The organism is Dyadobacter sp. HNCC25DJ184, assembly GCF_056895215.1.
On sequence record NZ_JBXHAQ010000018.1, the window covers coordinates 42,483 to 67,273 of the forward strand.

Sequence of the window (24,791 nt, forward strand, 5' to 3'; positions counted from 1 at the left end):
TCCAACCGCAAAAATAGAAGACCTCTGCTATTGCCGGGTTGTACAAAACCATTATTTATCGGTAAGTTTATGACAATGATTGGCACCTATGAAACGATATATCCTACATACCCCTTTCAGTATTTACCGTTTCAAGGAGGCAACTTGGCTGCATTCGGTTCATAAGCATACCTATTTCGAGATTATTTTTATTCTCAAAGGCAATGGCATCCACCATATCAACGGGAATGCATTCGAATATGCCGAAGGTGATGTATTTCTTTTAGGGCCGGAAGATTTCCATCATTTCGAGATCGGCGAACCCACCGAATTTTGCTTTGTTAGATTTAACGATTCGATCCAAAAAGATATACCAGGAGACAAAGACCGTCCATGGCAGCCGGTTATCCGAACGCTGTTGAATACCTCTTCTCAAAGTCGCGGTTCCATTGTCGCAGATAAACAGGAGAAACAAAAATTGCATCATCTGCTTCATGTTTTGGAGGCCGAATCGGCAAATGACCAGTCCGCATTTTTTGAAATTATCCGCGACAGTCTTATGCGTAGTATGCTCATTATACTCGCAAGAAATCTTTTCACTCAAACAGCAGCCAAACCTGTTCCGAAAGACTCTGTCGAAGCAATTTTGATGTATATACGGCTCCATATATATCGACCAGCAGATCTTAGTATAGAACATCTGGCTCGCCAGTTTAACTATGCGCCGGCCTATATCAGCCTCTTTTTTAAAAAGCAAACCGGCGAATCCCTAAAGCAGTATATTATTCGTCACAGAATCAAACTTTTAGAGGCCCGCTTACTGTATAGTCAGCTGACACTGACTGAGATTGCCGATGAATTTGGTTATACCGACGAAAGTCATCTTTGCAAACAGTTCCGAAAATACACTGGCACTACTCCAACAGCGTTTCGAAAAAGGGATTGAAAGTAATCTGACGGTAGCTGTTTGTTCCCTTAAAAAATCTGATATTATCACCCGGCAACGAGTGTCGACGAAGCTCGTAACCTTCCGGGTTTGACTTCCCTTTGGGCAGGACAATCCGCTTTTCGGAGTAAAAGAGGCTCATCAAAGGATATATTCCTGTCGGTGGTTCAATCGCTGGGATGGTGATATTAAGGTGAATTCTTACTTCACCTTCACAACCTTCTGAGAAAATCGTTTCCCGGTTTCGTCAGCCCACAACACGATATATATACCCGTTGGCCATTGAACCGTCCTGAATACTGCAAGTCTCGACTTTTGCAGATTCAATTTTTCGAGTTTTTGTCCGCTGATATTGTATACTTCCAGAAGCCCGGTTTGGTCATTTTTGAATTCTATATGCAGTTCGGTTGAAAACGGATTTGGAAAAATATTCCAATTCGCATTTGCTGTTGGTTCAAGACCCAATACTGGTGAATAAGTGACGGTAACCTCTTTTGCCAATGATTCCGACTGGTCGTTGGTCGCTCTAAGTCTGTATGTATATGTAACATCTTCCTGGACATCGAAATCGTCATATCTCAGGATGCTCTTATCGAGCACTTTGAGAACAGAAAACTCCCCACCCCCGGTTTTTCTTTCCAGTACAAACTGCGTTGCACCTGCAGCTTCGCTCCATTTTAAAAATACCATCGCTCCGCCGGGTTCACCGGTAAAAGTGGAAAGTATGATCGGGCTGCCAATCGCCACTTTATCAAATGAAAATGCCCCGAAACCTCTCTTATTGGTTAAATATGGCCCTTTAAATACTCCGACATTACCGGATAATAATGGCAGGTTCGGGGAATAAAAAGAAGGCAAATAACTGATAAGAGAAGCGGCTGAAGGATTTTTTAACTTCAATACTACCTCATTTTCATTTGCTGATCCTGCCGAAAAACTCTCCTTGGTCTCGTCTCCATCCAGATAAAAGAAATTTTTGAGACTTCTCAGCAAAGGACTGCCATCCTGACCTTTGATAGTTGTATCAGCCGCCCAATGAAGTTGCTGTCCTTTATCGAATACAAGTTTGATCTCATTCTTGTCTGCTGACGTGTAAAATGCCTTTTTGATATCCGGACTTTTTACATTCAAAGTGTCTGCTGAGCCGTAATACTGGGGCCGGATAAACTGATAAACGCGATGTCCGTACTCCTCATATCCTGGCCTGCTGTAATGAATACCGTCATATCCCGGCACTCCGATCGGGCTGAAATGATCCGACTTAGGGTATATATACTTTGTCCTCCTTAAAAAATCCCGTATTTGACCTCCTTTTGGGTCTTTATTGTCATCGGCGAGAACGATAACGTTGGTCTGCATATTGATAAATTTCTCCACTTGCGGATAATCCTCAGCCCAATACTTATACAACTGATCATATAGTTGATCATATCCTCCGATATTCTCAAAAACTTCCTGCTCGCCTTGCACCCAGAAAAACGCCCTGATCCGGTTTGCCTTCGACACACCAACCCTATATAAAAGCTGGCCGTAAAGCGTGTTAGGATTCTTGTGATTTGCCTCATCCCGCACCAGAAATACACTTATTCTCGCGCCGGGAAGAGAGCCATTGATAAGACAAGTCGGAATTCCGTCATTTTCCAAAATGTATTTTTGTAGTTCCAAACCCCAGGCCCCAACATACGTCCACGACCACGAAGCGACGGTCCAGAGCGTATCCGCGGGTGTTATCGCCGGCGATTCATCGGGAGTTCTGGCGATCGTCCGGCAGTATTTGCTCGACCATGCCCCGAACGTGGTGGCCGCACCATTAGACTGGCCACTGATTACAAAGAAATCTCCAGCCACGATTTCCGTTTTCCTGACAATGAGAGCAGAATCTGTGTCATTCTTTTTGGCATATACCTCAAAATCATAATCCGCCATTTCCGCTTTTATTGTGGATTTGAGGGCGAAATTCGCCGTTGTTTTTGCACCATAATCCAATGCGGAACTTGAATATGCAATACGTTCTTTATTCCGATAAGTTACGAGCGTCATCGACTGCCAATCGGGTAGTTCGATATATCCTTCGATCGCGACTTCCGCATTGTTATTGTCGTCTCTTGCATATAGTTGATAATCGGCGGGAAGTTTGGTAAAAACAACTGAAAAATAACGCTGTGCAGCCGAGTCGAGAACACTTAAAAGCACAATAACGAATGTGCCCAAAAACGTAAAAACTGATTTCATATCGAAGTCTTCAATAATGTTGAGTTACAAAAATAGCCTGTCTAACCTCTATTAATAATTCATACTTTTGTTCTTAAATTAATATTTCTTAGTTTCACAAAGTGCAATTCCGTAAAAGCAGGAGTGCAATTTCGAAGCTTCGATTTTTCCGGATTAGAGAAAATTCACCTCCGGCGTAATTCGAATGCCATATTTTTCATGAACGGATTCCTGAATTCTGGTCGCAAGCGCGATAAGATCTGCTCCCTTTCCACCACCATAATTGACCAAGACCAGCGCCTGACGTGCATGAACCCCAATATCCCCTTCTCTAAAGCCCTTCCATCCTGCTTGCTCAATCAGCCATCCAGCCGGAACTTTTATGCCATGGTTCGTTGGATATCCGGGCAAATCACCAAATTTCTCCTTTAGCAAATCATATTGTGCCTGCGGTATCTCCGGATTTTTGAAAAAGCTTCCGGCGTTACCGATATCCTTAGGATCAGGCAATTTGCTTTGGCGGATTTGGATGACCGCATCGCTGACAGACTTGACAGTAACTTCATTTTCTCCCAGAATATTCCTGATATCACCGTAAGCAATATTGAACTGAGGATTTTTATTCAGCCGGATATTGACCCCGGTGATGATATATTGATTCTTAAGTTCTCCCTTGAAAATACTCTCACGATATCCAAACTGACATTCTTCATTTGAAAATATCCGAATGGAGTTAGACGAAATATGCAGTGCTTCAACCGTTTCAATTACTTCTTTCACCTCCACTCCATATGCTCCGATATTCTGCATGGGAGCCGCGCCGACGGTTCCCGGAATTAGAGAAAGATTCTCAATTCCACCATATCCATTTGCAACAGAATACATTACCAGGTCATGCCATGTCTCTCCCGCTCCTATATGCAGCCGAATATAATCTGTGTCTTCTGAAATTTTTTGAATACCCGTAATCCGATTTAAGATAACGAGGCCTTCATAATCCTTGGTAAAAAGTATATTACTGCCTCCTCCCAAAACCAGCCGTGGTAATCCTTCCCATTTCCCGTCAGAAAGTATTTCCTGCAAGTCAGAAACGGTCCGGATTTCGACCAGTGTATGGGCTCTTACGTCCAGTCCAAATGTATTATATTGTCGAAGTGAAGCGTTATAAATCGGTAGCATTGCCTGATGAATAATTATTTATCGGCAAAGTTAGGTATTACAAACAAATTAACCCTGTATGGCTATTCTTCCAATTTTGGTTAAGTTTGTGGAGAAAAAAAGCACGCATATTCTATGTTTCCAAAAGGTAACTTAATTATAAAACTGATCTTTTTTGGAGTACTGGCTCTGACCGGATGCTCTAGAAAGGCCACAGTTAGTACCTCCGGAGGTGCTTATAATGAGGACCTTGCGCGCGTTCGACCAAAATACGAATATAAGCAGCCTGTCATCAAAGAACCGGCTCCGGAAGAACCTAAAAAGGATCGTTATTCAGATTCCAAAATCAACGCCGACGAGCTTAATGTCAATAAAAAATTACAGTCTGTGCTGGATACGATGGCTCAACGGAACAAATCCATTCGTTATATCAACGGTTTCAGGATTCAGCTTTATGTAGGAAATATCCGCTCCGAAGCCGACGGTGCCAAGTCGTATATATACCAGATGTTTCCTGAAATGAATCCCTATATGTCTTATAATCAACCCACTTACAGAGTTAAGGCAGGTGATTTTATGGATCGCGGCGACGCGGAACAGGTTCTTGAACAGATCAGGGAACAATATCCATTGGCAACTATATTGCCCGATAAAGTGGATATCAAGAAGAGTCTGAATTCCAGCTCATCCAGCGATTACTAACATTTGACTTTCATATTGAATCACTTTTATATACATACTAATTACTAATGAAAAAAGCGCTCATTACGGGTATAACGGGTCAGGACGGAGCCTATCTTGCTGAACTATTATTGAAAAAAGGATATGAAGTCCACGGGATCAAACGCCGCAGTTCCCTTTTCAATACCCAACGAATTGACCACATTTATGAAGATCCGCACGAGAAAAATCCGAAGTTGAAGCTTCACTACGGAGATCTTAGTGACTCAACCAATATTATACGGATCATTCAGGAAGTTCAGCCCGATGAAATCTACAACTTAGGCGCAATGTCGCACGTTCAGGTCTCGTTTGAAGAACCCGAATATGCCGCCAACGTAGATGGAATCGGAACTTTAAGAGTTTTGGAGGCAGTCCGGCTACTTGGATTGACAAAAAAGACAAAGATATATCAGGCATCCACCTCCGAGCTTTACGGATTGGTGCAACAGGTTCCCCAATCGGAGACTACACCATTTTATCCTCGCTCACCATACGCGGTTGCAAAATTATATGGCTACTGGATCACAGTCAATTACCGCGAAGCATATGATATGTTTGCTGTAAACGGTATCCTTTTCAACCACGAATCACCGTTGAGAGGTGAAACTTTCGTGACGCGTAAAATCACGAGAGCAGTCGCAAGAATAGCACTTGGTTTGCAGGACAAAGTATATCTGGGTAATCTGGATGCGCAACGCGACTGGGGTCATGCGAAAGATTTCGTAGAAGCGATGTGGCTGATATTACAACAGGAAGTTGCCGAAGATTATGTAATCGCAACTGGCGTTACAACGCGTATCCGAGATTTTGTAAGAATGGCATTTGCGGAAGTGGGCGTGGAGCTTGAATTCACAGGAGAAGGTGCGAGCGAAATTGCCAAAGTTGTTAAGTGCAACAATCCTGCCTATAAAATTGAAATCGGAAAAGAAGTAGTGGCTGTGGATCCACGCTATTTCCGCCCTACCGAAGTTGAGCTGTTGATTGGTGATCCAACCAAATCAATGACGAAGCTGGGCTGGAAGCCTAAATATGATTTGAAAGCACTGGTGAATGATATGGTCACTGCCGATCTTACGCTGTTCAAAAAAGATCAGATTCTGGAAGACAGCGGTCACAGAGTACCAAATTACTACGAATAGGATATTTTTCGAAAGACATAAAAAAACCTGACATCTTACTGATTGTCAGGTTTTTTTTATTCTAAATCTTCAACGTCCTAAACACTCTTCTTAGAAGGTTTTAGAATTTTGTTGGCTATTTTAATGAGATCCTCAGGCTTCTGATATCCCAAAACTTCTTTAGCTACCGTTCCATCAGGATTGATAAAAAACAACGTTGGATATCCCTGCAAAGGATATTTTTCGGCCAACATCGGTCCTTCGCCATCTTCCATATCAAACTTTACATTGATAAAATTCTTGTTAAACACGTCAGCTACACTGGATTGTGTAAAAACATTTTTTTGCATCAACTTACACGGTCCGCACCAAGTGGTATATGCGTCGAAGAAAATGACCTTATTTTCTGCTTTGGCCTTTTTCAATATGGATGCCCAGTTTCCTTGGACAAACTGAATACCCTTGTCTGCTTTGGCTTCATGGTTTTTTACTTTTCCATCCGCAAAACTTACGGCAAAAGTGAGAAGTAATACAAAACCTGTCAGAGCCCAATTCTTAAAATTCTTCATGCGTTGATATGATTTCAATTGTTACAACCTGATAACGAACTTGATACGTCCTTCATTTTAAACAAAAGTAATTTAGTGGGCAACAGGTTCCAAAACAGCCATATAAATTTCTACTATACCACCTTTGACCTGTAGTTCCACCCCGTTTAAAAAGAAAGGAGTACCTTTGCAGTAAAATTAAGAGATTTAAAGATGAAAATACAGGAAGCCAAGTTCTTTGTAAGCAATTCAGATTTCCAAAAATGCCCTGAGCCGAACATCCCTGAATATGCTTTCATAGGGCGTTCCAACGTGGGCAAATCGTCGGTGATCAACATGCTGACTGGAAAAAAAGCACTTGCAAAAACTTCCCAGCAACCTGGAAAAACGCAGCTTATCAATCACTTCATCATTAACCAGTCGTGGTACCTCGTCGATTTACCTGGATATGGATATGCCAAAGTGAGTAAAACCGAGCGCGAAAAATGGGAAAAGATGATCAACGATTATTTGTTGCTTCGCCCAAATCTGGTTTGCACGTTTGTACTTGTGGATATTCGGCATAAGGCTCTGGCCACCGATCTGGAATTTATGCAAAAGCTGGGGGAAGAAGGAATTCCGTTCCATGTTATATTCACGAAAGCCGACAAATTGAAACCATATCAGGTGGAAATTGCCGTTAACGATTACAAAGAGCACCTTTTAGAAATTTGGGAAGAATTGCCCCCGCTATTCGTCACGTCTGCTGAAAAAAATCAGGGTTCGGAACCCATTCTGGACGCAATAGCGTCCTATAATACGACGTTTGCAAGTAAGTAATAGCCTCCGAAGGTTGTTTACCCCGTAACATTTCACTTATTTTGCGACAAAATTAGGTGATTACCAAAAGTTTGACCGTTTCATAAGGCTGCAAATTGAGTTTATGAAACATGGATTTATCAATATTAAATATAATTCCCAGAAAGGATGAGTGAAAAAATAGAGACTACAGGAATGGAATTGTTGAAAGAAATAGCCAACGTATCCGGAAAAAGCGGCCTATACCGTATTTTGAAACCTAGCCGTGCCGGTGTAATTGTTGAAAGTCTTGACGAGAAAAAAGAGAAAACACTAATCGGCCCTACTGCCCGTGTATCTGTTTTGAAGGACGTTTCGATCTTCACGGATGGCGAATTTGAGTCAGTTCCTTTGGCTGATGTTTTTCTGAAAATCAAAGAAGTTCACGGAGAAGAAGTTGCGCTTGTTGTAAAAACAGCTTCTGATAAAGATCTTATCGAATTTTTGAACGAAATCCTTCCGGACTTTGACCGTTCGAAAGTATATGTTTCCGATATTAAAAAAATAATTACCTGGTTCAATCTTCTTTCGAAATACGTTCCTGAGCTATTCGTAGCTTCCGAAGTATCTGAAGAAAGCGCTGAAACATCCACAGAAAGCGAAGCATAGTATAAACGACTGATATATAACAAAAGCCCTGTCTTCGGACAGGGTTTTTGCATTATTCCAACTGTAAATAATTGATTCGTGAATCTGGCTTCCTATATTGATCATACACTTCTTTCCCCGATCGCCAGCGAAACGGATATCAGAAAGTTGTGTGAAGAGGCGTGGATTCATCAGTTTAAAGCGGTTTGCGTCGCGCCTTCTTATGTTGGCTACACGAAGGAAATGCTGGAATTTTGTCCTATCCGAATTGAAATTGCGACCGTAGTCGGTTTTCCGCTTGGGTATTCTGTCAAGAAAGCAAAACTAGTTGAAGCACAAAGGGCGATTGACGACGGAGCGACAGAGCTTGATGTGGTCATGAATATGTCTCAGTTCAAGTCTATGGCTTATCTGAGTGTGCGGGAAGAGCTTAGGGAACTTACCGATTTGGCTCACACGCAAAACGCTTTGATAAAGATTATCATTGAAACGGCATACCTCGATGCTTTTGAGCTGCATACGGCGTGTGAAATATGCGCTGATGTGAATGCTGATTTCGTGAAAACGTCCACTGGATTTGCACCCGCAGGTGCCGATCCGGAGGTGGTACGAACGATGCGCAGGATTTTACCGGCCCATATCAAAATCAAAGCTTCGGGTGGAATCAAAACAAAGGAATCGGCTCTTGAAATGATAGCCGCGGGAGCCGACCGGATTGGAACTTCATCGGGCATTATCCTGGTAAGCGAGGTATGACAACGAGCGTGTTACTACTCAGCACTGTTCATCCTCCAAGCGATCCGCGGATTGTCCATAAGATTATCCCGGCCTTGGTCAAACAACATAGGGTTTTTGCCTGCTTACCGCATGCTAAAACCAGTATGGATGGACAAAATGACGTGACCATGATTCGTCTGCCGCATTTCAGGAGTTTGTACAACCGGATATTGTTTAGCCACCCACTGGTGCTTTGGAAGTGTTTTCGCCTCAAACCCTCAGTTGTGCATATTTTCGTGCCTGAATTGATCCCAATTGCGTTTCTTTTCAATTGGCTTGGCGCGGAAATAGTATATGAAGTTCAGGAGAATTTATACAAAAAATTCTCGATCAAGAGTTATAACAACAGCTGGCTATCCAAGAAGCTGTTTTATCATTTTGATCACCTGGCGCGACGTAAGTTTCATTTGATTTTTACGGAAAACGCTTATCTTAACGAGTATCAGGATTTGAAGTATCCGAGTGCGGTTGTTCACAATTATGTCAGTTTGCCATTTATTGAGCAGTTTTATCGGAAAAGCGAGCCCGGTATTCCTCCGGTTTTTTATTATTGCGGGGTTATTTCAATGGAAAGGTGCTTTGACACGATGGTGAAAGCTTTTGTGATACTCAAAGAAAGAATCACTGATTTTAAAGTATATTTCTTTGGACCAGTACGATTTCCGATCAGCGAGGCAGAGCAGATTCCCGGATTTAACCTTGTGAAGGACCATTTCGAGTTTTATGGATATACCGATCTGAGAGTGACTTTAAAACATGCAACGGGCAGCACGGCAGGAATTGCACTACTCAAACCAGTGGCGGATTATGTGGATTCTTATCCGACCAAATTATTTGAGTATATGGCCATGGAGCTCCCAGTCATTACCTCCGAATTTCCATTGTACAAAAATGTGGTCGAAAGAGCGAATTGTGGTTTTTGCATCTCACCATTTGATCACGAAAAGCTGGCCGAACAGCTTTTTTGGCTCATTAATAATCCGGAAGAAGCCAGATTATTGGGCAAAAATGGAAAAACAGCAGTGAACTCGGAATATAATTGGACAAATGAAGAAAAAATACTGTTGTCTTTTTATGAAAAAATCGAAGTAAAAGAGCATTTGCCAAATCTTTAGACAATGAAACTTTTGTATTTATGAAATTTATTGTTGAATTGTTCAAATATTAAATGCTACGATTTCTACGAAATATTTAACTTTCGGAACTGAATCAGAATTAAAGCTTGCGAAGTCAACTTCCCAACCATGTATATTAATACAATAAGTCACTATTTTCCAAGCCAAGTAATTGGTAATGAATATTTTACTAAAATAAACAACCTGTCTACAGAATGGATTGCGGAGCGTACAGGAATATATGAACGCCGGAAAGCCGAAGAAGGGGAGAACACCACAACTATGGCAATTGCCGCAGTTGATCTGTTGCTGGAAGAAATACCTTATAGTAAAAACGAAATTGATCTGATTGTCGGCGCAACTTATACGCCGTACGACACCATTGTTACACTTGCTCATGCGGTTCAGCATCATATCCAGATTCCGGATATTCCGGTTTTGAGCCTTTCAACAGCTTGTTCATCGTTCCTGAATGCGATTGAGATCGTGGAAGGCTATTTTGCGATGGGTAAAGCGTCAAAAGCACTTGTCGTGGTGTCCGATCATAACACTGCATATTACAACGAAATGGATACGGTTTCCGGCCACCTTTGGGGCGACGGAGCATCCGCGCTTGTGATTTCGAAAGAACGACAAACAGAGTCGGATATGCATATCAAAAAGCTGATCACCGGCGGTGCTGCTACGAGTGGCCGAGCGGTTGAAGCGGTGGTTTTGAGACCTAATCACAGAGGAGTGGTTATGCCGTACGGACGTGATGTATTCCAGAATGCATGTGTGTATATGCCGAAAGTGAGTCAGCAGGTGTTACAAGCTTGCGGACTAACAATCGATGATCTGGATTATTTGATTCCGCATCAGGCCAACCATAGGATCAGTTTGAACGTGATCAATACTTTGGGCATCCCTGTCGAAAAATTGATTTCTAATATTCAATACCTGGGAAATACGGGTTGCGCGGGCTGTGCCATCGCTCTTTCTGAAAATAAAGAGAAATTTAAGAAAGGAGAGAATATTGTTATTACCGTATTCGGAGGCGGATATTCATATGGAGCAATGTTGATCAATGTTTAGCGAAACTCCCACCTAAACGAGAAAGGCCATCCGGACAGATCGAATGGCCTTTCTCGTTTTATATCGTAATCAAGAATATCAGGCTTACCGACTAGTTTATCTCAGAATCCGTTGTCTGTAGCGGTTTCCATTGATTATTATCAGGATCAATATCAGGTAGCTTGTTGGTCGGATCAATTGTCACTGATTTTAAAGGCTGCGTAGTACTTGCCTTGAAAGTCCATGCGCCACCGCGCTGCCAAATCTCAACCGGGAATTCTACGGTCGTTTTCTTGCCGTCTAGTTCTTCAATCTCAACTCTTGCAGGCATTGCCATCTGATCCAGGTTTTCGATGGTAATTAAAGAACCTTTCTGGGGATTTTGACCAACATATACGACATCCTTTACACTCTGATCCAATTTGTAGTTCTCGAAAAACCATCCCTTCCAGAACCATCCCAAATCTTCACCCGCCGCATCTTCCATTGTTCTGAAGAAATCGTACGGAGTTGGATGTTTGAATGCCCAACGCTTTACGTAGGTTTTGAACGCGTAGTCGAATCTTTCTTTCCCAAGAACTTCCTCACGTAGCATTTTCAAACCCAATGCCGGTTTGTAATATGCTTCCCAACCCAAATTTTTAGCCTGAACCACATCAGGAATCGTCATGATCGGGTCTGCATTCGGGCGGAAAATCATAGGCGCAACACGGTGCAAATCATTCAGACGAGTGTCTTTATATTCACCATTGTTAAAATAATCGCCGGAAAGGAAGTTGATAAAAGTATTGAAACCTTCGTCCATCCAGGCATATTTACGCTCGTTGTTCCCAACGATCATCGGGAACCAATTGTGGCCGAATTCGTGATCTGTCACACCCCAAAGGTCTTCCTTACGGCTTTTGCTGCTGCAAAAAACGATTCCCGGATATTCCATTCCCCCCACAATACCGGCTACGTTGGTCGCAACAGGATATGTAAACTCGTGAACGTAATTCGAATAGAATTCGATACACCCTTTCACATATTCGGTGGAACGTCCCCAACCATCCAACCCACCGTCTTCAGCAGGATATACGGATTGAGCAAGAGCCGTTTTTCCTCCAGGAAGATTCATTTTAGCCGCATCCCAAACAAACGCCTTTGAACTCGCCCACGCAACGTCTCTTGACTGAACACATTTAAATTTCCATGTAAGCGTACCGGAAGTCTTAGGACGGCTCGATGGACTAGTAACTTCTTCCGCAGTACGAATCATCACCGTCTGATCGCTTTTAGCGGCATCCGCCAATCTTTTGCGTTGTTCTGCAGTTAATACTTCAGCAGGATTTTGCAATTCCCCAGAACCGACTACGATATGATCCCAGGGAACAGTAACATTATATTCAAAGTCCCCATATTCAAGGTAAAACTCTCCCGCACCGAGATATGGCAATACGTTCCATCCTTCTATATCATCAAAAACGCACATGCGCGGATACCACTGTGCCATTTCATAAACGATACCGTTCTTCGTATCAAGCGTACCCATTCTGTCCGAACCGTATTCAGGCACTTTGAAAGAATATGCAATCTTGATTTTTATAACGTCTCCGTTTCCTTTCAGAGGTGAAGAAAGCCGGATCTGCATGCGGGTATCGTTGACGATGTATGCCGCATCCGTTGCTTTGTCTTTTCCGCGTTGGGTTGACACGGAGGTGATTGCATCTCCACCCTCAAATCCCATATTTCCAAAACGTCCACCGGACACCGCGGTCGTTTTCCCGCCGCGAGATTTGTCACTGAAAGCGTTTTGATCCAGTTGAAGCCATAAAAACTCCTGATCCTCAGGACTATTGTTTTTATAAGAAATTTCTACGTCGCCCTTTACAACTCCCTCTTTCTCATCCAAAGAAACATTGATCTTATAATCGGCACGATTCTGCCAATATTTTGCCCCAGGCGCTCCGCTACCAGAGCGAAATTCGTTTCCTGGCTGGAAATTGAACAAAGGATGAAAGAGCACATGAGCATCATACTTCGTTTTTTCGGCCTCCTGCGAAAAAGACGCCGAGCCACCCAGAATACCAAGTAACAGCGTACCCAGGCCGATTTTTGAAACTTTCATTCGGATAAATTAAATATTAAAATAATGTTATTCTTAACGAGCAATATACGGCTTTTCATGTTTTTTAATATTAAAAAGTTTTAACCTCGGTTTTGATTGTTAACTTTTGTAACCAATATCAAAGTAAGCGTTAATATGAGGACCAGGCTTTCCGTCGATGACTATTTGCAGGGGATTCTCGCGGGAGACCGTAGAATTCTGGGAAAAGCTATCACATTGGTAGAGAGTATATTAGAAAGTGATCGTGTCCTGGCCGACCAACTCATCCGCCAGATTCTTCCTCATAGCGGTAATTCTTTGAGAATCGGCGTAAGCGGAATTCCCGGCGCGGGGAAAAGCACATTCATACAGGCACTGGGAAATGAAGTGCTTAAAAAAGGCAAGAAACTCGCCGTATTAGCGATTGATCCAACTAGCAGCCTTTCTCATGGAAGTATTCTGGCTGATAAAACCCGGATGGAAAAATTGGCCCAAAATCGGTACGTCTTCATCCGCCCGACTCCCGCTGGCAACATACTTGGTGGAGTATCACGATCCACGCCTGAGGCTATTGTTCTTTGTGAGGCTGCGGGATATGACTATATCATGGTTGAAACCGTCGGAGTAGGTCAATCAGAAGCAGTCGTTAAGAATATAACCGATTTTTTCATACTGCTTTTGATAGCAGGAGCCGGTGATGAAATGCAGGGAATTAAACGTGGGATTATGGAAATCGCTGATTTACTGGTTGTTAATAAGGCAGATGGGGATAATATTGGTAAGGTTGCCAACACAGTAACAGAATTAAGGAATATCCTGCCATTGATGCCCAAATCATTTTCGGGGTTTCAGCCCGAGGTCATATCTTGCTCCTCGTTAACTGGATCCGGTATTTCGGAGATATGGAAGATAATCACCGATTTCCAATCCATTTCAACCATAAATGGATATCTCCTGGAAAATCGCAATTCACAACAAAGCGAGCGACTGCATAACAATATTGAAACTCTTTTAGTAGAAAAATTCTACAACAGCCTGAATATGAAAGCGAATATTCAGGAAACTGAACAAAATTTGAAACAGGGCCTGGATACCCCTTTGTTGGCCGCTCAAAAACTGGTTCAATCTTTTCTTGACCAATATTCGGGTGCCAAAGACTGAATATTCGGGCATATTTTTTGGAAAAAGATATTCATTCAGTCACTTTTACCGTTAAATTGAGCAGTTCCATTTATAATAACAAAACCATGAAACACCTAAGAGGCCTCGGATTACTACTTTTTGCAATGTTCTTGTCAGTTGCTTTCATCTCCTGCAGCGATGACGACGATGATCCGGTTGTTGAAAATAAAAACGAAATCGTTGCCGCCTGGAAACTGAGCACTGTCACACAGGAAAACCCGAATGACACCATTTCTGCTCTCGCTCTTCTTCCCGTTGTGGCCCCTTGTTATAACCAACTTGTTTTAACTTTTGCAGCTAACAACAAGATTACTCCCAGTGGATGTGAGCAATTGATCGCGCTTATGGCGCAAACGGGTTATCTGACATTGGGCACAGAAACAACCTGGCAAACAGACGCTGATAACCTGATCATTACAAACGGATCTAACAATCAGAGTTTCAAGTATAGTATTTCAGGAACAGACCTGAAAATTATCGTCGATACGGACTTGACTACAACGAGTACTAAAAACATTGTTCTGTTGCTTAAAAAGCAATAGTCTAATAACTATATAACAAGAGTGCGCAAATTGATACGGCGCACTCTTGTTATATAGGTTCAATCTTTCTAAGAACTAGTATGATCGCAAACGATCAGCCACTTGCCTTTAATTTTTTTCCACAACAGGGTATAGTATCCGCTTAAGTCACCTTTCTCCGGGCGGGTAAGGTGAAATTTTCCGACGACAAAGGCTACATTTTCTGACGGAAAAGTTAGGCTGATTACATCAAATTTCAGCTTTCCCATTGTTGCTCGGTCCGGATATCGCTTTAAATAATTTTCGTACGTAGCCTTATATCCATAAGTTACGCCACTTTTTCCAACGAACATCAAAGAATCGGAATTCCAGTAACCATGCATGAAAGCATCGATTCTTCCTTCGTTCCAATCTGATACCTGCTGGTCCAGAATCTTTTGTATTGCATCAACATTTTGATTGGTCTGCGCCTTGCTTAGGAAACAAACCAATAGCAAGCTAAGAGTTAGTAGAACTTTTCTCACAATTTTTCCGGATTTTTGTAATCTGATATTTCCTATTTAAAGATAAGGGAACATCTCTGATCAAAATGCAGATTGTTCTTTTTACGAATAAATTTTATTTAAGATGTTTGATAATCTGTTCAAAAAGCTGGATCGCCAGAAATATCCCTTTGTGGATGGTTTATACTACCTTTTCATCATTGTGTTTATTCTCATCCTGTTCTTATTTTTTGCCTGATTGTGGATAATTCCAATTACCTGTTTATCGTCAATCCCACTTCGGGAACTTCCATCGGCAAAAACTCAGAGTCTGTTGTTGAAGAAATCAGAAAAATCGGAGATCAGTACAATGCGTCTATTGAAGTATTATTCACCGGTCACAGAGGCCATGCAACTGAAATTGTTGCGCAAAATCTATCCAAAAAAAACTGGAAAGCAATAGTCGCCGTCGGTGGTGACGGAACTGTAAATGAAGTGGCAACAGGACTGGTTCATACTGAAACCCCACTCGGAATATTGCCCCTTGGCTCTGGAAACGGCCTGGCGCGGCATCTTGGCATTCCACTTCATCTTCAAAAATCATTACAGAGACTTTTTAAAGGTCAAACAATAACGATCGATTCCGCGCAGTTAAACGATATCCCATTTTTCTGTACCGCCGGGGTGGGTTTTGATGCATATGTTGGCAGCCTTTTCAGCCAGCAGGATACCAGAGGACTCGCAACATATATGAGCGTTTCTTTTAAATCATACTGGTCATTTCTTTCTCAAACTTATAAAATTAACGGAAAGACCACCGAAGTGTTTTCAGTCACCTTTGCCAACGCAGGTCAATATGGAAATAATGCCTGGATTGCTCCTGAGGCAAGTTTACAGGACGGCAAACTGGATGTTTGTACTATCCAGACTTTCCCAAAGTGGTTTGGAGCATCCCTTGTATACAGGCTTTTTACCAAAAATCTCAAAAACTCAAACTTTATATCTTATCAACGCGCTTCCGAAGTTGTGATCGAAGCGGACCACAAGATATTGGTCCATTACGATGGAGAGCCATTGCAATTGGAAGACAATCGATTTACTGTCAGGGTTATACCAGCCAGCTTGAAGGTGATCCTCTAATATCAATCCAAAACCTTAAAAGTTATGTCAAAGAAAAACCGTTCGGGAATTATATATTCAACCAATCCCGATTTTGAATATACCGATGGTAACGATTCGGAGGCTGAAACATTAGCACCAAATCAGCAAGACCTGAGGATATGGCTGGAACGTAAAGGCGGTGGGAAAGTTACCACTGCTGTGAAGGGTTTCGTAGGAACAGAGGCTGATCTGGAATCGCTGGGTAAACTTTTGAAAAATACCTGCGGAAGCGGCGGAACAGTAAAAGACGGGGAGGTACAAATTCAAGGTGACCACCGCGACAAAGTGATTAACTGGCTGACTACCAAAGGATATAAAGCAAAAAAAGCCGGAGGATAGGCCTAAAAAAGGAGATGATCGATGATCATCTCCTCCAGATTTCAATTGTATATTGAACCCTATAATACCTTGGTAGTATCTATTTCAGTCGGTGCTGGCAATGTTTCTGCAGGTGGCTGGATCGGGAAATTATTTCTCTTGTTGTCTAAAACCTCAACCTCCGTGACAAAGTATTTCGTCTCTCCAACCCAACTCAGGGTGAAAAACTTTTCCTCATAAGTAAGCGAGACGCGTGAGCCGTTTTTGATCGCATCTTCCAGTTTAGCAATTGCTTCCTTGTTGCTGGTACTTACAGAAAAAGGCCACTCCGTGGTATTCATGGAGCCATCTCCTTCAAATAGTCCACCGGTTCTTAGTTCGCCCTCATAAGTTTTAAAGAGGTAACCCTTTTTACTTATTTTATTTACGTATCCCCCCCGCTTTCCCTCACTGTAGTATCCGAAGGTGATATAATATAATATCCCGAAGACGATAGCCAGGAATATGAAGAGAAAAGTCCATTTGCGCATAGTATGTAATATAATGACTTGGTTATGACAGCTAACTTCGTGAAACGGATTGATTTTTCCTAGAAAATTATTTGGCGCGTATCGCAATTACCGGATCCATTTTGGCCGCAATCATCGCTGGAACGATCCCGGAAATGACACCAATCGTACAGGAAACACCGAGCCCAAGAAGAATATTACTCGGCAGCATAACGATCTTGAGCGTTCCTAACTGCATAAAGCTCAACGAGTATACCAGAAGTATACCAACAAGCCCACCGACAAGACTGAGCATAACAGCCTCAAAAAGAAATTGAAACAGGATCGAATAGTTTTTTGCCCCAAGCGATTTCTGAATTCCAATCAGATTCGTTCGCTCTTTTACCGACACGAACATGATATTGGCAATACCGAAGCCTCCCACTAAAATAGAAAAGCTACCGATCACCCATCCAGCAAGTGTAAGAACGGCGAACATTTGAGAAAGTGCCTCGGCGGCAGCTTCAGGCCGGTTGATTGAGAAGTTGCTTTCTTCTCTGGGTTTAATTCCACGTTTTGAACGCATTAGACCCACAACCTCCGCCTCAACTTCCTTCAGACCTTCATCATCCGGAAAACCTTTAACCACTATATCAGGATCCGGGCGCCCTGATTGAAACATTTTGGCAAACGAGCCATAAGTGATCAGACATTTCTTGTCTGGATTCCCCCCAAAATCCACCAAACTTTCCCCTTTTCTTTCCTGAACTCCGACAACAGTAAACTTCTGTCCCGCCAATTTGAATATTTTACCAACCGGATCCTGCCCTGGAAATAAGGCTTCGGCGATATCCCAACCGATAATTGCAACATTCCGGCCATTAGTTGTTTCCTGCTCCATAAAATAGCGACCATTCGCCATCGGGACTTCCGAAATCTGATCATATTCAAATGACACCCCCTGAATAAGTGCCTGGATACTATTGGAACCGTTTTTCAACGTAATATTTCCTCTGAAATCCATTACTGCAACTGCACTGGCTTTTTCTAAGTTATCGTGCAGAAATTTGTATTCAGCATTTGAAGGACTCGGCCATTGAAAGTATTTCCACCACTGATATTCACCCCCAAATCCCCATGGCCATTTTTGAACGTAGAACACATCTTCTCCAATGGATTTAAGGCTCTCGCGTATATTTTTTTCCAGCGAATCGACAATCGTAAAAACGGCAACGATGGCAAATATACCGACAGTTACGCCCAGAAGAGAAAGCGTTGTACGCGTAATATTGGATTTCAGCGCTTGCCATGCAAACCGAAAACTCTCGTATATCTGCCTTACTGTTTTCATTTCAATGCTGTCAATGGTTGAAGTTCGGAAACCGTTGTAAAAGGTAAGATGAATATTACCTTATGAAAAATAAATTGGTACAAAAGGCACGAAACCGATATGAATTGCGCCTCTACGTTATTCGACTATATAATAGTCAGGAAAAATTGAACAAATCCATTTTCGTATACAGGTCTTGTCAGGAATTTATATATTGAGTTTCCAACTCCTATAACTAATCAGAAATAGGTGGTTATAATCGAAGTGCGTTCCGAAAACTAAGTCGATATTGTGATAAAAAGCGCATTTTCAGTGCTTTACGACCTACTTCGAAAACCGCTTTTATTATCCCACTGACCTGTCTGACATTAACTATTTTTAAGATGAAAAAGAATTACCTGCTTATTTTATCCCTGTCACTCGCCTGCGGCTTATCCCACGCTCAGCAACCCGTGAAAGAATCGTCCGGATTCTATCAGTTTTTGTCTGACGACCCAAATCAAAAGGCTTTTATAACCGACAAAAAAGGTGTTATTGCTCAAAATGGGATGGTTGCCACAGCCCATCCGGTTGCATCTCAGGTCGGTGTCGATATCTTGAAGGCTGGTGGAAATGCCGTTGATGCCGCAGTAGCTGTTCAATTCGCCTTAGCAGTAGTTCACCCTTCTGCCGGAAATATCGGTGGTGGCGGTTTTTTGGTACTTCGCGAAAAATCAGGAAAAAGTTATAGTATCGACTTCCGGGAGAAAGCTCCTTCTAAAGGCCATGCGGATATGTACCTCGACAAAGATGGAAATATTATTCCTGACGCCAGTACACTGGGACGACTGGCCTCGGGAGTACCAGGATCAGTTGACGGAATGGTCGAAGCGCATAAAAAATATGGAAAATTACCCTGGAAGGATTTGATCCAGCCTGCTATTGACCTTGCTGTCAAGGGAGTTGTACAGACGGAGCGAGAAGCTCGCGGTTTGAACGCGATAAAGAAAGATATGCTCGCTGTAAATCCGGGTACAAAATATTTCCAAAAAGCCGACGGAGCTAATTGGGTTGCAGGCGATTTGCTGGTTCAGAGAGATTTGGGAAAAGTACTAAAACGGATTCAGAAAAAAGGTCGTGACGGATTTTATAGTGGAAAAGTGGCGAAGAAGCTGGTGAAGGATATCAATAAAAATAAAGAAGGTATCATCAGCAAAGAAGATTTGGCGGCATATCATGCCCAATGGCGTGAAACGATTTCCGAGAATTATAAGGAATATAAAGTAATTACCATGGCTCCGCCTTCGAGCGGTGGTATTGCATTGGTTCAATTGATGCGCCTGGTGGAAGCGTTTCCGCTCAGAAAGTGGGGCTGGCACAGCGATTCAACGATACAAACGATGATCGAAGCGGAAAGAAGGGTATATGCCGACAGAGCGAAGTTTTTAGGTGATCCCGATTTTGTCAAAATTCCGATGTCGACCTTGATGAGCAAGGAGTATCTGCAAAGTCGGTGGAAAGATTTCGATTGGACGAAAGCGACTGATAGCAAGACGATTAACGGAGGTGAAGTTCCTGGGTATGAAAGCTTAGAAACGACCCACTTTTCGGTAGTGGACAAAGAAGGCAATGCCGTTTCTGTTACTACGACTCTGAATGGAGGTTATGGCAGTGCGGTGGTTATAAAAGGGGGTGGTTATTTTATGAACAATGAAATGGATGATTTTAGTATCAAGCCAGGCACTCCGAATATGTACGGTTTGATCGGAAATAAGGCCAACGCGGTTGCTCCCGGAAAACGAATGCTTTCCTCCATGACGCCGACAATTATTGAAAAAGATGGCAAACTACTAATGGTGGTTGGTACGCCTGGCGGATCAACGATTATTACATCTGTTTATCAAACAGTTCTGAATGTGCTGGAGCATGGGATGACAATGCAGCAAGCCGTAAATGCACTGAAATTCCATCACCAATGGCTGCCGGACAAAACGACTTTCGAAGCAAATGCATTCTCCGAAAACACCATCAAAATTCTTACCGACAAAGGTTATATCCTTGAAAAACAAAGAAATACAATAGGCCGTATGGACTGCATTCTGGTTTTACCAGATGGTTGGCTGGAAGGAGGCTCCGATCCACGAGGCGACGATACGAGTATTGGATATTAAGACGCTGTAAACTGGTTCTCGGATTATCTTGTTAGTCTGAGAATCAGTTCTTTATATTCAGGAAAAGAATTAGCTAAGCTTTCTCTTTCCGCCATTTCAAAATCGTCAAAATCAAAGCCTGGCGAAACGGTGCAGCCTACTAAAGAATAGCTGACATTCTCCGAAGGACAAGATCCAAACCAGGTTCCGGCGGGAACAACGGCCTGAAAAACCTCTCCATTTTCCGGCTCCGGTCCAAGGCGAATCACCTCAAGTTTCCCTGTTTCAGGATATATCACATAAACTTCCAGCGCCCCACCAGCATAGAAATGCCACATTTCATCCGATTTGATTTTATGAAAAGCTGAGAAATCTTTCTCTTCTAACAAGAAATATATACCGGTGGAATAGGATCTATCCCCTGAAAATGTCGCCGGCAAAGCCGATTTGGTGATCGTGCCATGCGAGCGATAGGTTTCTGCATAAAAACCTCCTTCAGGATGTGGCTGAAGTTGGTATTTCTCTACCCAGTAGGATGCGGATTTCATAAAGTCTGTATTCACTTTTACTGATAAACTATATTAACTCCCTTATTCTCAATATCCCGTACCGAGTCATTGACTTCGTTCGTAACCAATGTGTTGATCAGATCCAGGCCAGCGAACTGGAGATATTTATCCTTTCCAATTTTTGAGCTATCGCACAATAGAATGACTTCCGTTGCCGCAGAAGCCATCGCAAGTGTTATTTCCGCTTCACTTTCGCTGTTGGCAGACAGCCCGTGGAGCGCAGAGATTCCGTCAACACCTAAAAATGCTTTGTCTGCCTTGTATCGCTGGATATGCTCCACAGCCATTTTTCCATGAACCGCATGTCTCGCCTTATCCAACTCCCCCCCGATCAGATTGACATGCACGTTGCTACTCATCAGCTCATGAACAACTGGTAATGAGTTGGTAATTACTCTGATATTCATAGATCTAATCAGTCCGCACAATCGGAAAACGGTACTGCCACAATCAAGAAAAATGGTATCTCCCTCTTTGATAAACTTGGAGGCAAGCCCGCAAATATAGTCCTTCTCAGATATTCGCGACGCGACTTTATTCACGAAATCGACCGGCGTTTTAACTATATCGGGTCTCATTGCGCCACCGTGCGTTCGATATATAAGCCCATCGGCTGCCAGAATCTGCAAATCACGACGAATTGTGATCTCTGAAGCACTGGTCGCCTCCGCCATTTCTTTTACCAATACCTCCTCATTTTCTTTTACCAGCTGAAGAATTTTATTCTTGCGATGTTGAAAATTCATATTTCTCTGTACATTTGTTCAAATATAATCATAATCAATCAAAAACGATCATAAATATGGATGGAAACGTAAATATCGTATCCGAGGAGATATTATCCGACAATTGGTATACCCTAAGAAAATTCACTTTCGATTATCGCAAAAAAGATGGTGGTTGGGAAAGACAGTCCCGGGAAGCATATGATCGCGGAAATGGAGCCACTATATTGTTATACAACAAAAGCAGTCAGACTGTTATTCTCACAAAACAATTCAGGCTACCGACTTACACCAACGGAAACGAGAACGGTATGCTTATTGAGGCTTGTGCAGGTTTACTGGACAAGGACAACGCAGAAGACTGCATTCGTCGTGAAACTGAAGAAGAGACCGGATATCAAATAGAATCCGTTCAAAAAATCTTCGAAGCCTATATGTCTCCAGGCTCCGTAACCGAGATTCTTTATTTTTTTGTAGCTGAATATGATAGTTCAATGAAAACAGGCACTGGTGGCGGATGCGAGACCGAGCAGGAAAACATTGAAGTAATGGAAGTACCTTTCCAGGAGGCAGTTAACATGCTTAAAACCGGAGAAATCAAAGATGCTAAAACGGTGATGCTCATCCAATATGCGCAGCTCAACAATCTGCTAAGCGCATGATATGGGTTGTTTGAAGGAACAAAAAATATGGCTGACCGTCGGAAAACCGATGGTCAGCCATACAATAAGCAATCATCCCATAGACTACCTCACGATGCCGGAGTCGGATCAATATTTATGTTACCTGATGCATCGGTCTTTGGAGCGCCACTAATTTTGTCGAAGAAATCCTTGAGAAATTTTTCAGCTTCGGGAAAGTTCGATTTTAGTGCTTCTGAACCCTTCGATTTCAGTTCCTCAAAATATTCGGGTGCCTTGTCCACTGCCTGCTCCGCTTCCGATTTCAAATCACTGGCTTTGGATTTCAGATCTTCCAACAGTTTTTCTCCTTCTTCTGTTTGCAGATATTTATGTGCAGCAACGCCTGCGGCGGCTCCGAGAATAAATGTTGCTAAATGCTTCGCGTTAATGCTCATCACTTTATCCTGTTTGGTTTTCTTAAAATTAGTTATGTTTTACGCGAAAAGAAATGTTTAAGTGATAAACGGATTAAAGGCGCCCAACTACATGGTTTTCACTTATTTAATCTCAAAAGCAGCCTGCATTTTATAGGTGATTTTTATTTTTTGATACTGAACATCGCTTTCCGTGACCGCATCGGCTGACTCAACTGACATTGCCCGCATATTGGCTTTTGCATACATGGGTTGAGGATAATACACATTGTCGTCCAACTCATGAATCTCAAGTGCTTTTCCCAACTTTTCATCAATAGCAACAAGCAGATACTCTGCTTTATCCTTCGCGGACTTCAACGCGTTGATTTTTACCTGCTTCTTGTACTCATCTCTTTTCGAGTGGTCCACCCGCGTGATATTGGCATACTGCAAACCACGGCTGTCTATCTTTGAAAGAATGACGTCAAGCTTTTCAGGCGTGCTTACTTTGAGCTCATATTGTTTCGCCTCCAGAAACGACGTCGGTTTTTTCTTTTTGTCCACATAATTATGGTATCCGCCAGCCCCTTTCAACGAAAGATCGCTTGCTGAAAGCCCGGCATCGGCGATAGCCTTCACAAGTTGTTTTTCCAACGTACTGATATTCACCTTATCCTTTTGGTTTTTCTCGTCCTCAAAATATTCTCTTAACGATATCCCAAAATACAGTTCATCAGGAACGACTTCCATTTCTGCCGTACCGGTCACTTCTATTTTCCGCGGTGGAACTACCTCAGTAACTTTTGTCTGACTAAAGGCAGAAAACGATAATACGGCAACCAATAATGAAGTCAATAACATTTCTTTTTTCATGGTACTATTCAATTTGTAAATTTAAAATTGTGAGACTGACGCGATGTTAACCGTTTGAAAATCAACAAATTTAAAATATTTTTCATGGCTAATTGCATGTTTCTTTCGCTGGTCAACTTTGCACATCAGTACCTTATAGACACAAATCTCGCTAAAAGGTTTACCCTTCCCTTGTGGCTATTTTGTTAAGATATGTTAACTGGAAACAGCCAAGAGAGCGATCTCGTTAGAAACCACTCTCTTAGCTCAAAACAAACCGTGTCCATTCAGTTGTAATTCTTGTAAATTACATCGATGATCCTCAAAAAGTTTTCATAATCCTCCTCGTTCAGGTTTCCCCAACCGCTGGTTCTCATTTCAACAACTATGGGATATGCCTTTGAACGCAACTTTTCACCTTCATTTGTGAGAAATAAATTAAACTTTCTACGATCGCTCATTGATGAAACACGCTTAACTAATAATTTCTTTTCCAGCAAATCAACAATTCTTGTGATCGTCGGAGGATCTTTGAAAGTTGTTTCAGCAAGGCTGTTCTGACTAATTCCCTGCTCCCGATAGATGTGATCAATAAGCATCCATTGATCGTAAGTTAAATCCAGACCCGCATTTTGAAAGTTCTTCTGAAGGATATTTCTGATTTTTTTTATGGTGGTGTCTATTTTGAAAAAGTAAGCGTGATGGTCAGAAATATGGGTCATAGTAATGAATGGGCTGTGTGTACGGTAACATTATACGGTAAGTTAATTGGAAAAACAGGACAATATTTAAATATTTTAGCATAATTTTTCTTGAAAAATCAACAAACATATTTTTCTGATTCAAAGGCATAAAA

Annotated in this window: 26 protein-coding genes; 14 read left to right on the forward strand and 12 right to left on the reverse strand. The window is 42.2% G+C overall.

The genetic code is table 11. The features are described from left to right. The first annotated feature begins 88 nt into the window (after positions 1–88). Positions 89–925 (forward strand): AraC family transcriptional regulator, encoded by an 837-nt coding sequence (locus tag AC1XUD_RS22725; RefSeq protein ID WP_483363325.1) that lies wholly within the window; start codon positions 89–91, stop codon positions 923–925. 201 nt (positions 926–1,126) lie between these two features. On the opposite strand, the gene AC1XUD_RS22730 is transcribed toward AC1XUD_RS22725, so the two are convergent. Beyond that, positions 1,127–3,157 carry a T9SS type A sorting domain-containing protein gene (locus AC1XUD_RS22730; protein WP_483363326.1) on the reverse strand — a complete coding sequence of 677 codons (2,031 nt, stop codon included), beginning with the start codon at positions 3,155–3,157 and terminating at the stop codon, positions 1,127–1,129. Between the two features lie 153 nt (positions 3,158–3,310). Continuing rightward, positions 3,311–4,315, reverse strand: a complete 1,005-nt coding sequence (gene murB / locus AC1XUD_RS22735) for a UDP-N-acetylmuramate dehydrogenase (RefSeq protein WP_483363327.1) — start codon at positions 4,313–4,315, stop codon at positions 3,311–3,313. Between the two features lie 114 nt (positions 4,316–4,429). Between murB and AC1XUD_RS22740 the strand changes: the two genes are divergently transcribed. Further along, positions 4,430–4,996, forward strand: coding sequence for an SPOR domain-containing protein (locus tag AC1XUD_RS22740; RefSeq protein WP_483363328.1), 567 nt, complete (start codon positions 4,430–4,432; stop codon positions 4,994–4,996). Positions 4,997–5,043: 47 nt separating this feature from the next. Next, positions 5,044–6,156 (forward strand): GDP-mannose 4,6-dehydratase, encoded by a 1,113-nt coding sequence (gene gmd / locus AC1XUD_RS22745; RefSeq protein ID WP_483363329.1) that lies wholly within the window; start codon positions 5,044–5,046, stop codon positions 6,154–6,156. Between the two features lie 77 nt (positions 6,157–6,233). Here the strand turns inward: gmd and AC1XUD_RS22750 are convergent, their stop codons facing one another. Continuing rightward, positions 6,234–6,704, reverse strand: coding sequence for a thioredoxin family protein (locus AC1XUD_RS22750; protein ID WP_483363330.1), 471 nt, complete (start codon positions 6,702–6,704; stop codon positions 6,234–6,236). A 192-nt stretch (positions 6,705–6,896) separates the two neighbouring features. On the opposite strand from AC1XUD_RS22750, the gene yihA reads away from it, so the two are divergent. The 5 genes from yihA to AC1XUD_RS22775 all read left to right on the forward strand — a co-directional run bounded on the left by yihA (position 6,897) and on the right by AC1XUD_RS22775 (position 11,074). Then, on the forward strand, positions 6,897–7,502 hold the full coding sequence (gene yihA / locus AC1XUD_RS22755; protein ID WP_483363331.1) for a ribosome biogenesis GTP-binding protein YihA/YsxC: 606 nt from the start codon (positions 6,897–6,899) through the stop codon (positions 7,500–7,502). Between the two features lie 147 nt (positions 7,503–7,649). Then, a complete protein-coding gene (locus tag AC1XUD_RS22760) occupies positions 7,650–8,129 on the forward strand; it encodes a DUF5606 family protein (RefSeq protein ID WP_483363332.1) in 480 nt (159 codons plus the stop codon). A gap of 78 nt (positions 8,130–8,207) precedes the next feature. Then, on the forward strand, positions 8,208–8,864 hold the full coding sequence (gene deoC, locus AC1XUD_RS22765; protein WP_483363333.1) for a deoxyribose-phosphate aldolase: 657 nt from the start codon (positions 8,208–8,210) through the stop codon (positions 8,862–8,864). A gap of 125 nt (positions 8,865–8,989) precedes the next feature. Beyond that, on the forward strand, positions 8,990–10,000 hold the full coding sequence (locus AC1XUD_RS22770; RefSeq protein ID WP_483363334.1) for a glycosyltransferase: 1,011 nt from the start codon (positions 8,990–8,992) through the stop codon (positions 9,998–10,000). A 129-nt stretch (positions 10,001–10,129) separates the two neighbouring features. Further along, on the forward strand, positions 10,130–11,074 hold the full coding sequence (locus AC1XUD_RS22775) for a 3-oxoacyl-ACP synthase III family protein (protein WP_483363335.1): 945 nt from the start codon (positions 10,130–10,132) through the stop codon (positions 11,072–11,074). A gap of 91 nt (positions 11,075–11,165) precedes the next feature. Here the strand turns inward: AC1XUD_RS22775 and AC1XUD_RS22780 are convergent, their stop codons facing one another. Then, complete coding sequence (locus AC1XUD_RS22780) at positions 11,166–13,160, reverse strand: M1 family metallopeptidase (protein ID WP_483363336.1); 1,995 nt, start codon at positions 13,158–13,160, stop codon at positions 11,166–11,168. Positions 13,161–13,295: 135 nt separating this feature from the next. Here AC1XUD_RS22780 and meaB point away from each other — a divergent pair, with 135 nt between their 5' ends. Both meaB and AC1XUD_RS22790 read left to right on the forward strand, forming a co-directional pair. Next, positions 13,296–14,300: a methylmalonyl Co-A mutase-associated GTPase MeaB gene (gene meaB, locus AC1XUD_RS22785; protein ID WP_483363337.1), complete on the forward strand. Its 1,005-nt coding sequence runs from the start codon at positions 13,296–13,298 to the stop codon at positions 14,298–14,300. Positions 14,301–14,386: 86 nt separating this feature from the next. Then, the gene (locus AC1XUD_RS22790) at positions 14,387–14,863 is read left to right on the forward strand and encodes a hypothetical protein (RefSeq protein WP_483363338.1); all 477 of its coding nucleotides are present in this window, start codon (positions 14,387–14,389) and stop codon (positions 14,861–14,863) included. A 68-nt stretch (positions 14,864–14,931) separates the two neighbouring features. Here the strand turns inward: AC1XUD_RS22790 and AC1XUD_RS22795 are convergent, their stop codons facing one another. Beyond that, a complete protein-coding gene (locus AC1XUD_RS22795) occupies positions 14,932–15,366 on the reverse strand; it encodes a YybH family protein (RefSeq protein WP_483363339.1) in 435 nt (144 codons plus the stop codon). A gap of 219 nt (positions 15,367–15,585) precedes the next feature. Between AC1XUD_RS22795 and AC1XUD_RS22800 the strand changes: the two genes are divergently transcribed. Next, positions 15,586–16,464 carry a diacylglycerol/lipid kinase family protein gene (locus AC1XUD_RS22800; protein ID WP_483363340.1) on the forward strand — a complete coding sequence of 293 codons (879 nt, stop codon included), beginning with the start codon at positions 15,586–15,588 and terminating at the stop codon, positions 16,462–16,464. Positions 16,465–16,488: 24 nt separating this feature from the next. After that, positions 16,489–16,824 carry a translation initiation factor gene (locus tag AC1XUD_RS22805; protein ID WP_483363341.1) on the forward strand — a complete coding sequence of 112 codons (336 nt, stop codon included), beginning with the start codon at positions 16,489–16,491 and terminating at the stop codon, positions 16,822–16,824. A 59-nt stretch (positions 16,825–16,883) separates the two neighbouring features. On the opposite strand, the gene AC1XUD_RS22810 is transcribed toward AC1XUD_RS22805, so the two are convergent. Both AC1XUD_RS22810 and AC1XUD_RS22815 read right to left on the reverse strand, forming a co-directional pair. Then, positions 16,884–17,333 carry a hypothetical protein gene (locus tag AC1XUD_RS22810; RefSeq protein ID WP_483363342.1) on the reverse strand — a complete coding sequence of 150 codons (450 nt, stop codon included), beginning with the start codon at positions 17,331–17,333 and terminating at the stop codon, positions 16,884–16,886. Positions 17,334–17,400: 67 nt separating this feature from the next. Beyond that, complete coding sequence (locus AC1XUD_RS22815) at positions 17,401–18,642, reverse strand: ABC transporter permease (protein WP_483363343.1); 1,242 nt, start codon at positions 18,640–18,642, stop codon at positions 17,401–17,403. A 362-nt stretch (positions 18,643–19,004) separates the two neighbouring features. Here AC1XUD_RS22815 and ggt point away from each other — a divergent pair, with 362 nt between their 5' ends. Continuing rightward, positions 19,005–20,771: a gamma-glutamyltransferase gene (ggt, locus tag AC1XUD_RS22820; protein WP_483363344.1), complete on the forward strand. Its 1,767-nt coding sequence runs from the start codon at positions 19,005–19,007 to the stop codon at positions 20,769–20,771. Between the two features lie 23 nt (positions 20,772–20,794). Here the strand turns inward: ggt and AC1XUD_RS22825 are convergent, their stop codons facing one another. Together AC1XUD_RS22825 and AC1XUD_RS22830 are read right to left on the reverse strand one after the other, a co-directional pair. Then, complete coding sequence (locus AC1XUD_RS22825; protein WP_483363345.1) at positions 20,795–21,298, reverse strand: cupin domain-containing protein; 504 nt, start codon at positions 21,296–21,298, stop codon at positions 20,795–20,797. A gap of 17 nt (positions 21,299–21,315) precedes the next feature. Continuing rightward, positions 21,316–22,065 carry a DeoR/GlpR family DNA-binding transcription regulator gene (locus tag AC1XUD_RS22830; RefSeq protein WP_483363346.1) on the reverse strand — a complete coding sequence of 250 codons (750 nt, stop codon included), beginning with the start codon at positions 22,063–22,065 and terminating at the stop codon, positions 21,316–21,318. Positions 22,066–22,121: 56 nt separating this feature from the next. Here AC1XUD_RS22830 and nudK point away from each other — a divergent pair, with 56 nt between their 5' ends. Further along, positions 22,122–22,706, forward strand: a complete 585-nt coding sequence (gene nudK, locus AC1XUD_RS22835; protein WP_483363347.1) for a GDP-mannose pyrophosphatase NudK — start codon at positions 22,122–22,124, stop codon at positions 22,704–22,706. A gap of 89 nt (positions 22,707–22,795) precedes the next feature. Here nudK and AC1XUD_RS22840 read toward each other — a convergent pair whose 3' ends face one another. From AC1XUD_RS22840 to AC1XUD_RS22850, 3 genes are all read right to left on the reverse strand, one after another. After that, positions 22,796–23,122 (reverse strand): YtxH domain-containing protein, encoded by a 327-nt coding sequence (locus AC1XUD_RS22840; RefSeq protein WP_483363348.1) that lies wholly within the window; start codon positions 23,120–23,122, stop codon positions 22,796–22,798. Between the two features lie 102 nt (positions 23,123–23,224). Further along, positions 23,225–23,956, reverse strand: a complete 732-nt coding sequence (locus AC1XUD_RS22845; protein WP_483363349.1) for an SIMPL domain-containing protein — start codon at positions 23,954–23,956, stop codon at positions 23,225–23,227. A 266-nt stretch (positions 23,957–24,222) separates the two neighbouring features. Continuing rightward, positions 24,223–24,657, reverse strand: coding sequence for a MarR family winged helix-turn-helix transcriptional regulator (locus AC1XUD_RS22850; protein ID WP_483363350.1), 435 nt, complete (start codon positions 24,655–24,657; stop codon positions 24,223–24,225). Positions 24,658–24,791 lie beyond the last annotated feature (134 nt).

What these genes read in the sequence shown, in the direction of transcription:
- murB (WP_483363327.1), bottom strand. Translation starts at nt 4,315, where the DNA reads ATGCTACCGATTTATAACGCTTCACTTCGACAATATAATACATTTGGA.
- AC1XUD_RS22770 (WP_483363334.1), top strand. Translation starts at nt 8,990, where the DNA reads ATGGATGGACAAAATGACGTGACCATGATTCGTCTGCCGCATTTCAGG.
- AC1XUD_RS22760 (WP_483363332.1), top strand. Translation starts at nt 7,650, where the DNA reads ATGAGTGAAAAAATAGAGACTACAGGAATGGAATTGTTGAAAGAAATA.
- gmd (WP_483363329.1), top strand. Translation starts at nt 5,044, where the DNA reads ATGAAAAAAGCGCTCATTACGGGTATAACGGGTCAGGACGGAGCCTAT.
- AC1XUD_RS22780 (WP_483363336.1), bottom strand. Translation starts at nt 13,160, where the DNA reads ATGAAAGTTTCAAAAATCGGCCTGGGTACGCTGTTACTTGGTATTCTG.
- AC1XUD_RS22730 (WP_483363326.1), bottom strand. Translation starts at nt 3,157, where the DNA reads ATGAAATCAGTTTTTACGTTTTTGGGCACATTCGTTATTGTGCTTTTA.
- AC1XUD_RS22825 (WP_483363345.1), bottom strand. Translation starts at nt 21,298, where the DNA reads ATGAAATCCGCATCCTACTGGGTAGAGAAATACCAACTTCAGCCACAT.
- AC1XUD_RS22810 (WP_483363342.1), bottom strand. Translation starts at nt 17,333, where the DNA reads ATGCGCAAATGGACTTTTCTCTTCATATTCCTGGCTATCGTCTTCGGG.
- yihA (WP_483363331.1), top strand. Translation starts at nt 6,897, where the DNA reads ATGAAAATACAGGAAGCCAAGTTCTTTGTAAGCAATTCAGATTTCCAA.
- AC1XUD_RS22740 (WP_483363328.1), top strand. Translation starts at nt 4,430, where the DNA reads ATGTTTCCAAAAGGTAACTTAATTATAAAACTGATCTTTTTTGGAGTA.
- AC1XUD_RS22805 (WP_483363341.1), top strand. Translation starts at nt 16,489, where the DNA reads ATGTCAAAGAAAAACCGTTCGGGAATTATATATTCAACCAATCCCGAT.
- ggt (WP_483363344.1), top strand. Translation starts at nt 19,005, where the DNA reads ATGAAAAAGAATTACCTGCTTATTTTATCCCTGTCACTCGCCTGCGGC.
- AC1XUD_RS22775 (WP_483363335.1), top strand. Translation starts at nt 10,130, where the DNA reads ATGTATATTAATACAATAAGTCACTATTTTCCAAGCCAAGTAATTGGT.
- AC1XUD_RS22725 (WP_483363325.1), top strand. Translation starts at nt 89, where the DNA reads ATGAAACGATATATCCTACATACCCCTTTCAGTATTTACCGTTTCAAG.
- AC1XUD_RS22790 (WP_483363338.1), top strand. Translation starts at nt 14,387, where the DNA reads ATGAAACACCTAAGAGGCCTCGGATTACTACTTTTTGCAATGTTCTTG.
- AC1XUD_RS22850 (WP_483363350.1), bottom strand. Translation starts at nt 24,657, where the DNA reads ATGACCCATATTTCTGACCATCACGCTTACTTTTTCAAAATAGACACC.
- AC1XUD_RS22845 (WP_483363349.1), bottom strand. Translation starts at nt 23,956, where the DNA reads ATGAAAAAAGAAATGTTATTGACTTCATTATTGGTTGCCGTATTATCG.
- AC1XUD_RS22750 (WP_483363330.1), bottom strand. Translation starts at nt 6,704, where the DNA reads ATGAAGAATTTTAAGAATTGGGCTCTGACAGGTTTTGTATTACTTCTC.
- AC1XUD_RS22815 (WP_483363343.1), bottom strand. Translation starts at nt 18,642, where the DNA reads ATGAAAACAGTAAGGCAGATATACGAGAGTTTTCGGTTTGCATGGCAA.
- AC1XUD_RS22840 (WP_483363348.1), bottom strand. Translation starts at nt 23,122, where the DNA reads ATGAGCATTAACGCGAAGCATTTAGCAACATTTATTCTCGGAGCCGCC.
- meaB (WP_483363337.1), top strand. Translation starts at nt 13,296, where the DNA reads ATGAGGACCAGGCTTTCCGTCGATGACTATTTGCAGGGGATTCTCGCG.
- nudK (WP_483363347.1), top strand. Translation starts at nt 22,122, where the DNA reads ATGGATGGAAACGTAAATATCGTATCCGAGGAGATATTATCCGACAAT.
- AC1XUD_RS22830 (WP_483363346.1), bottom strand. Translation starts at nt 22,065, where the DNA reads ATGAATTTTCAACATCGCAAGAATAAAATTCTTCAGCTGGTAAAAGAA.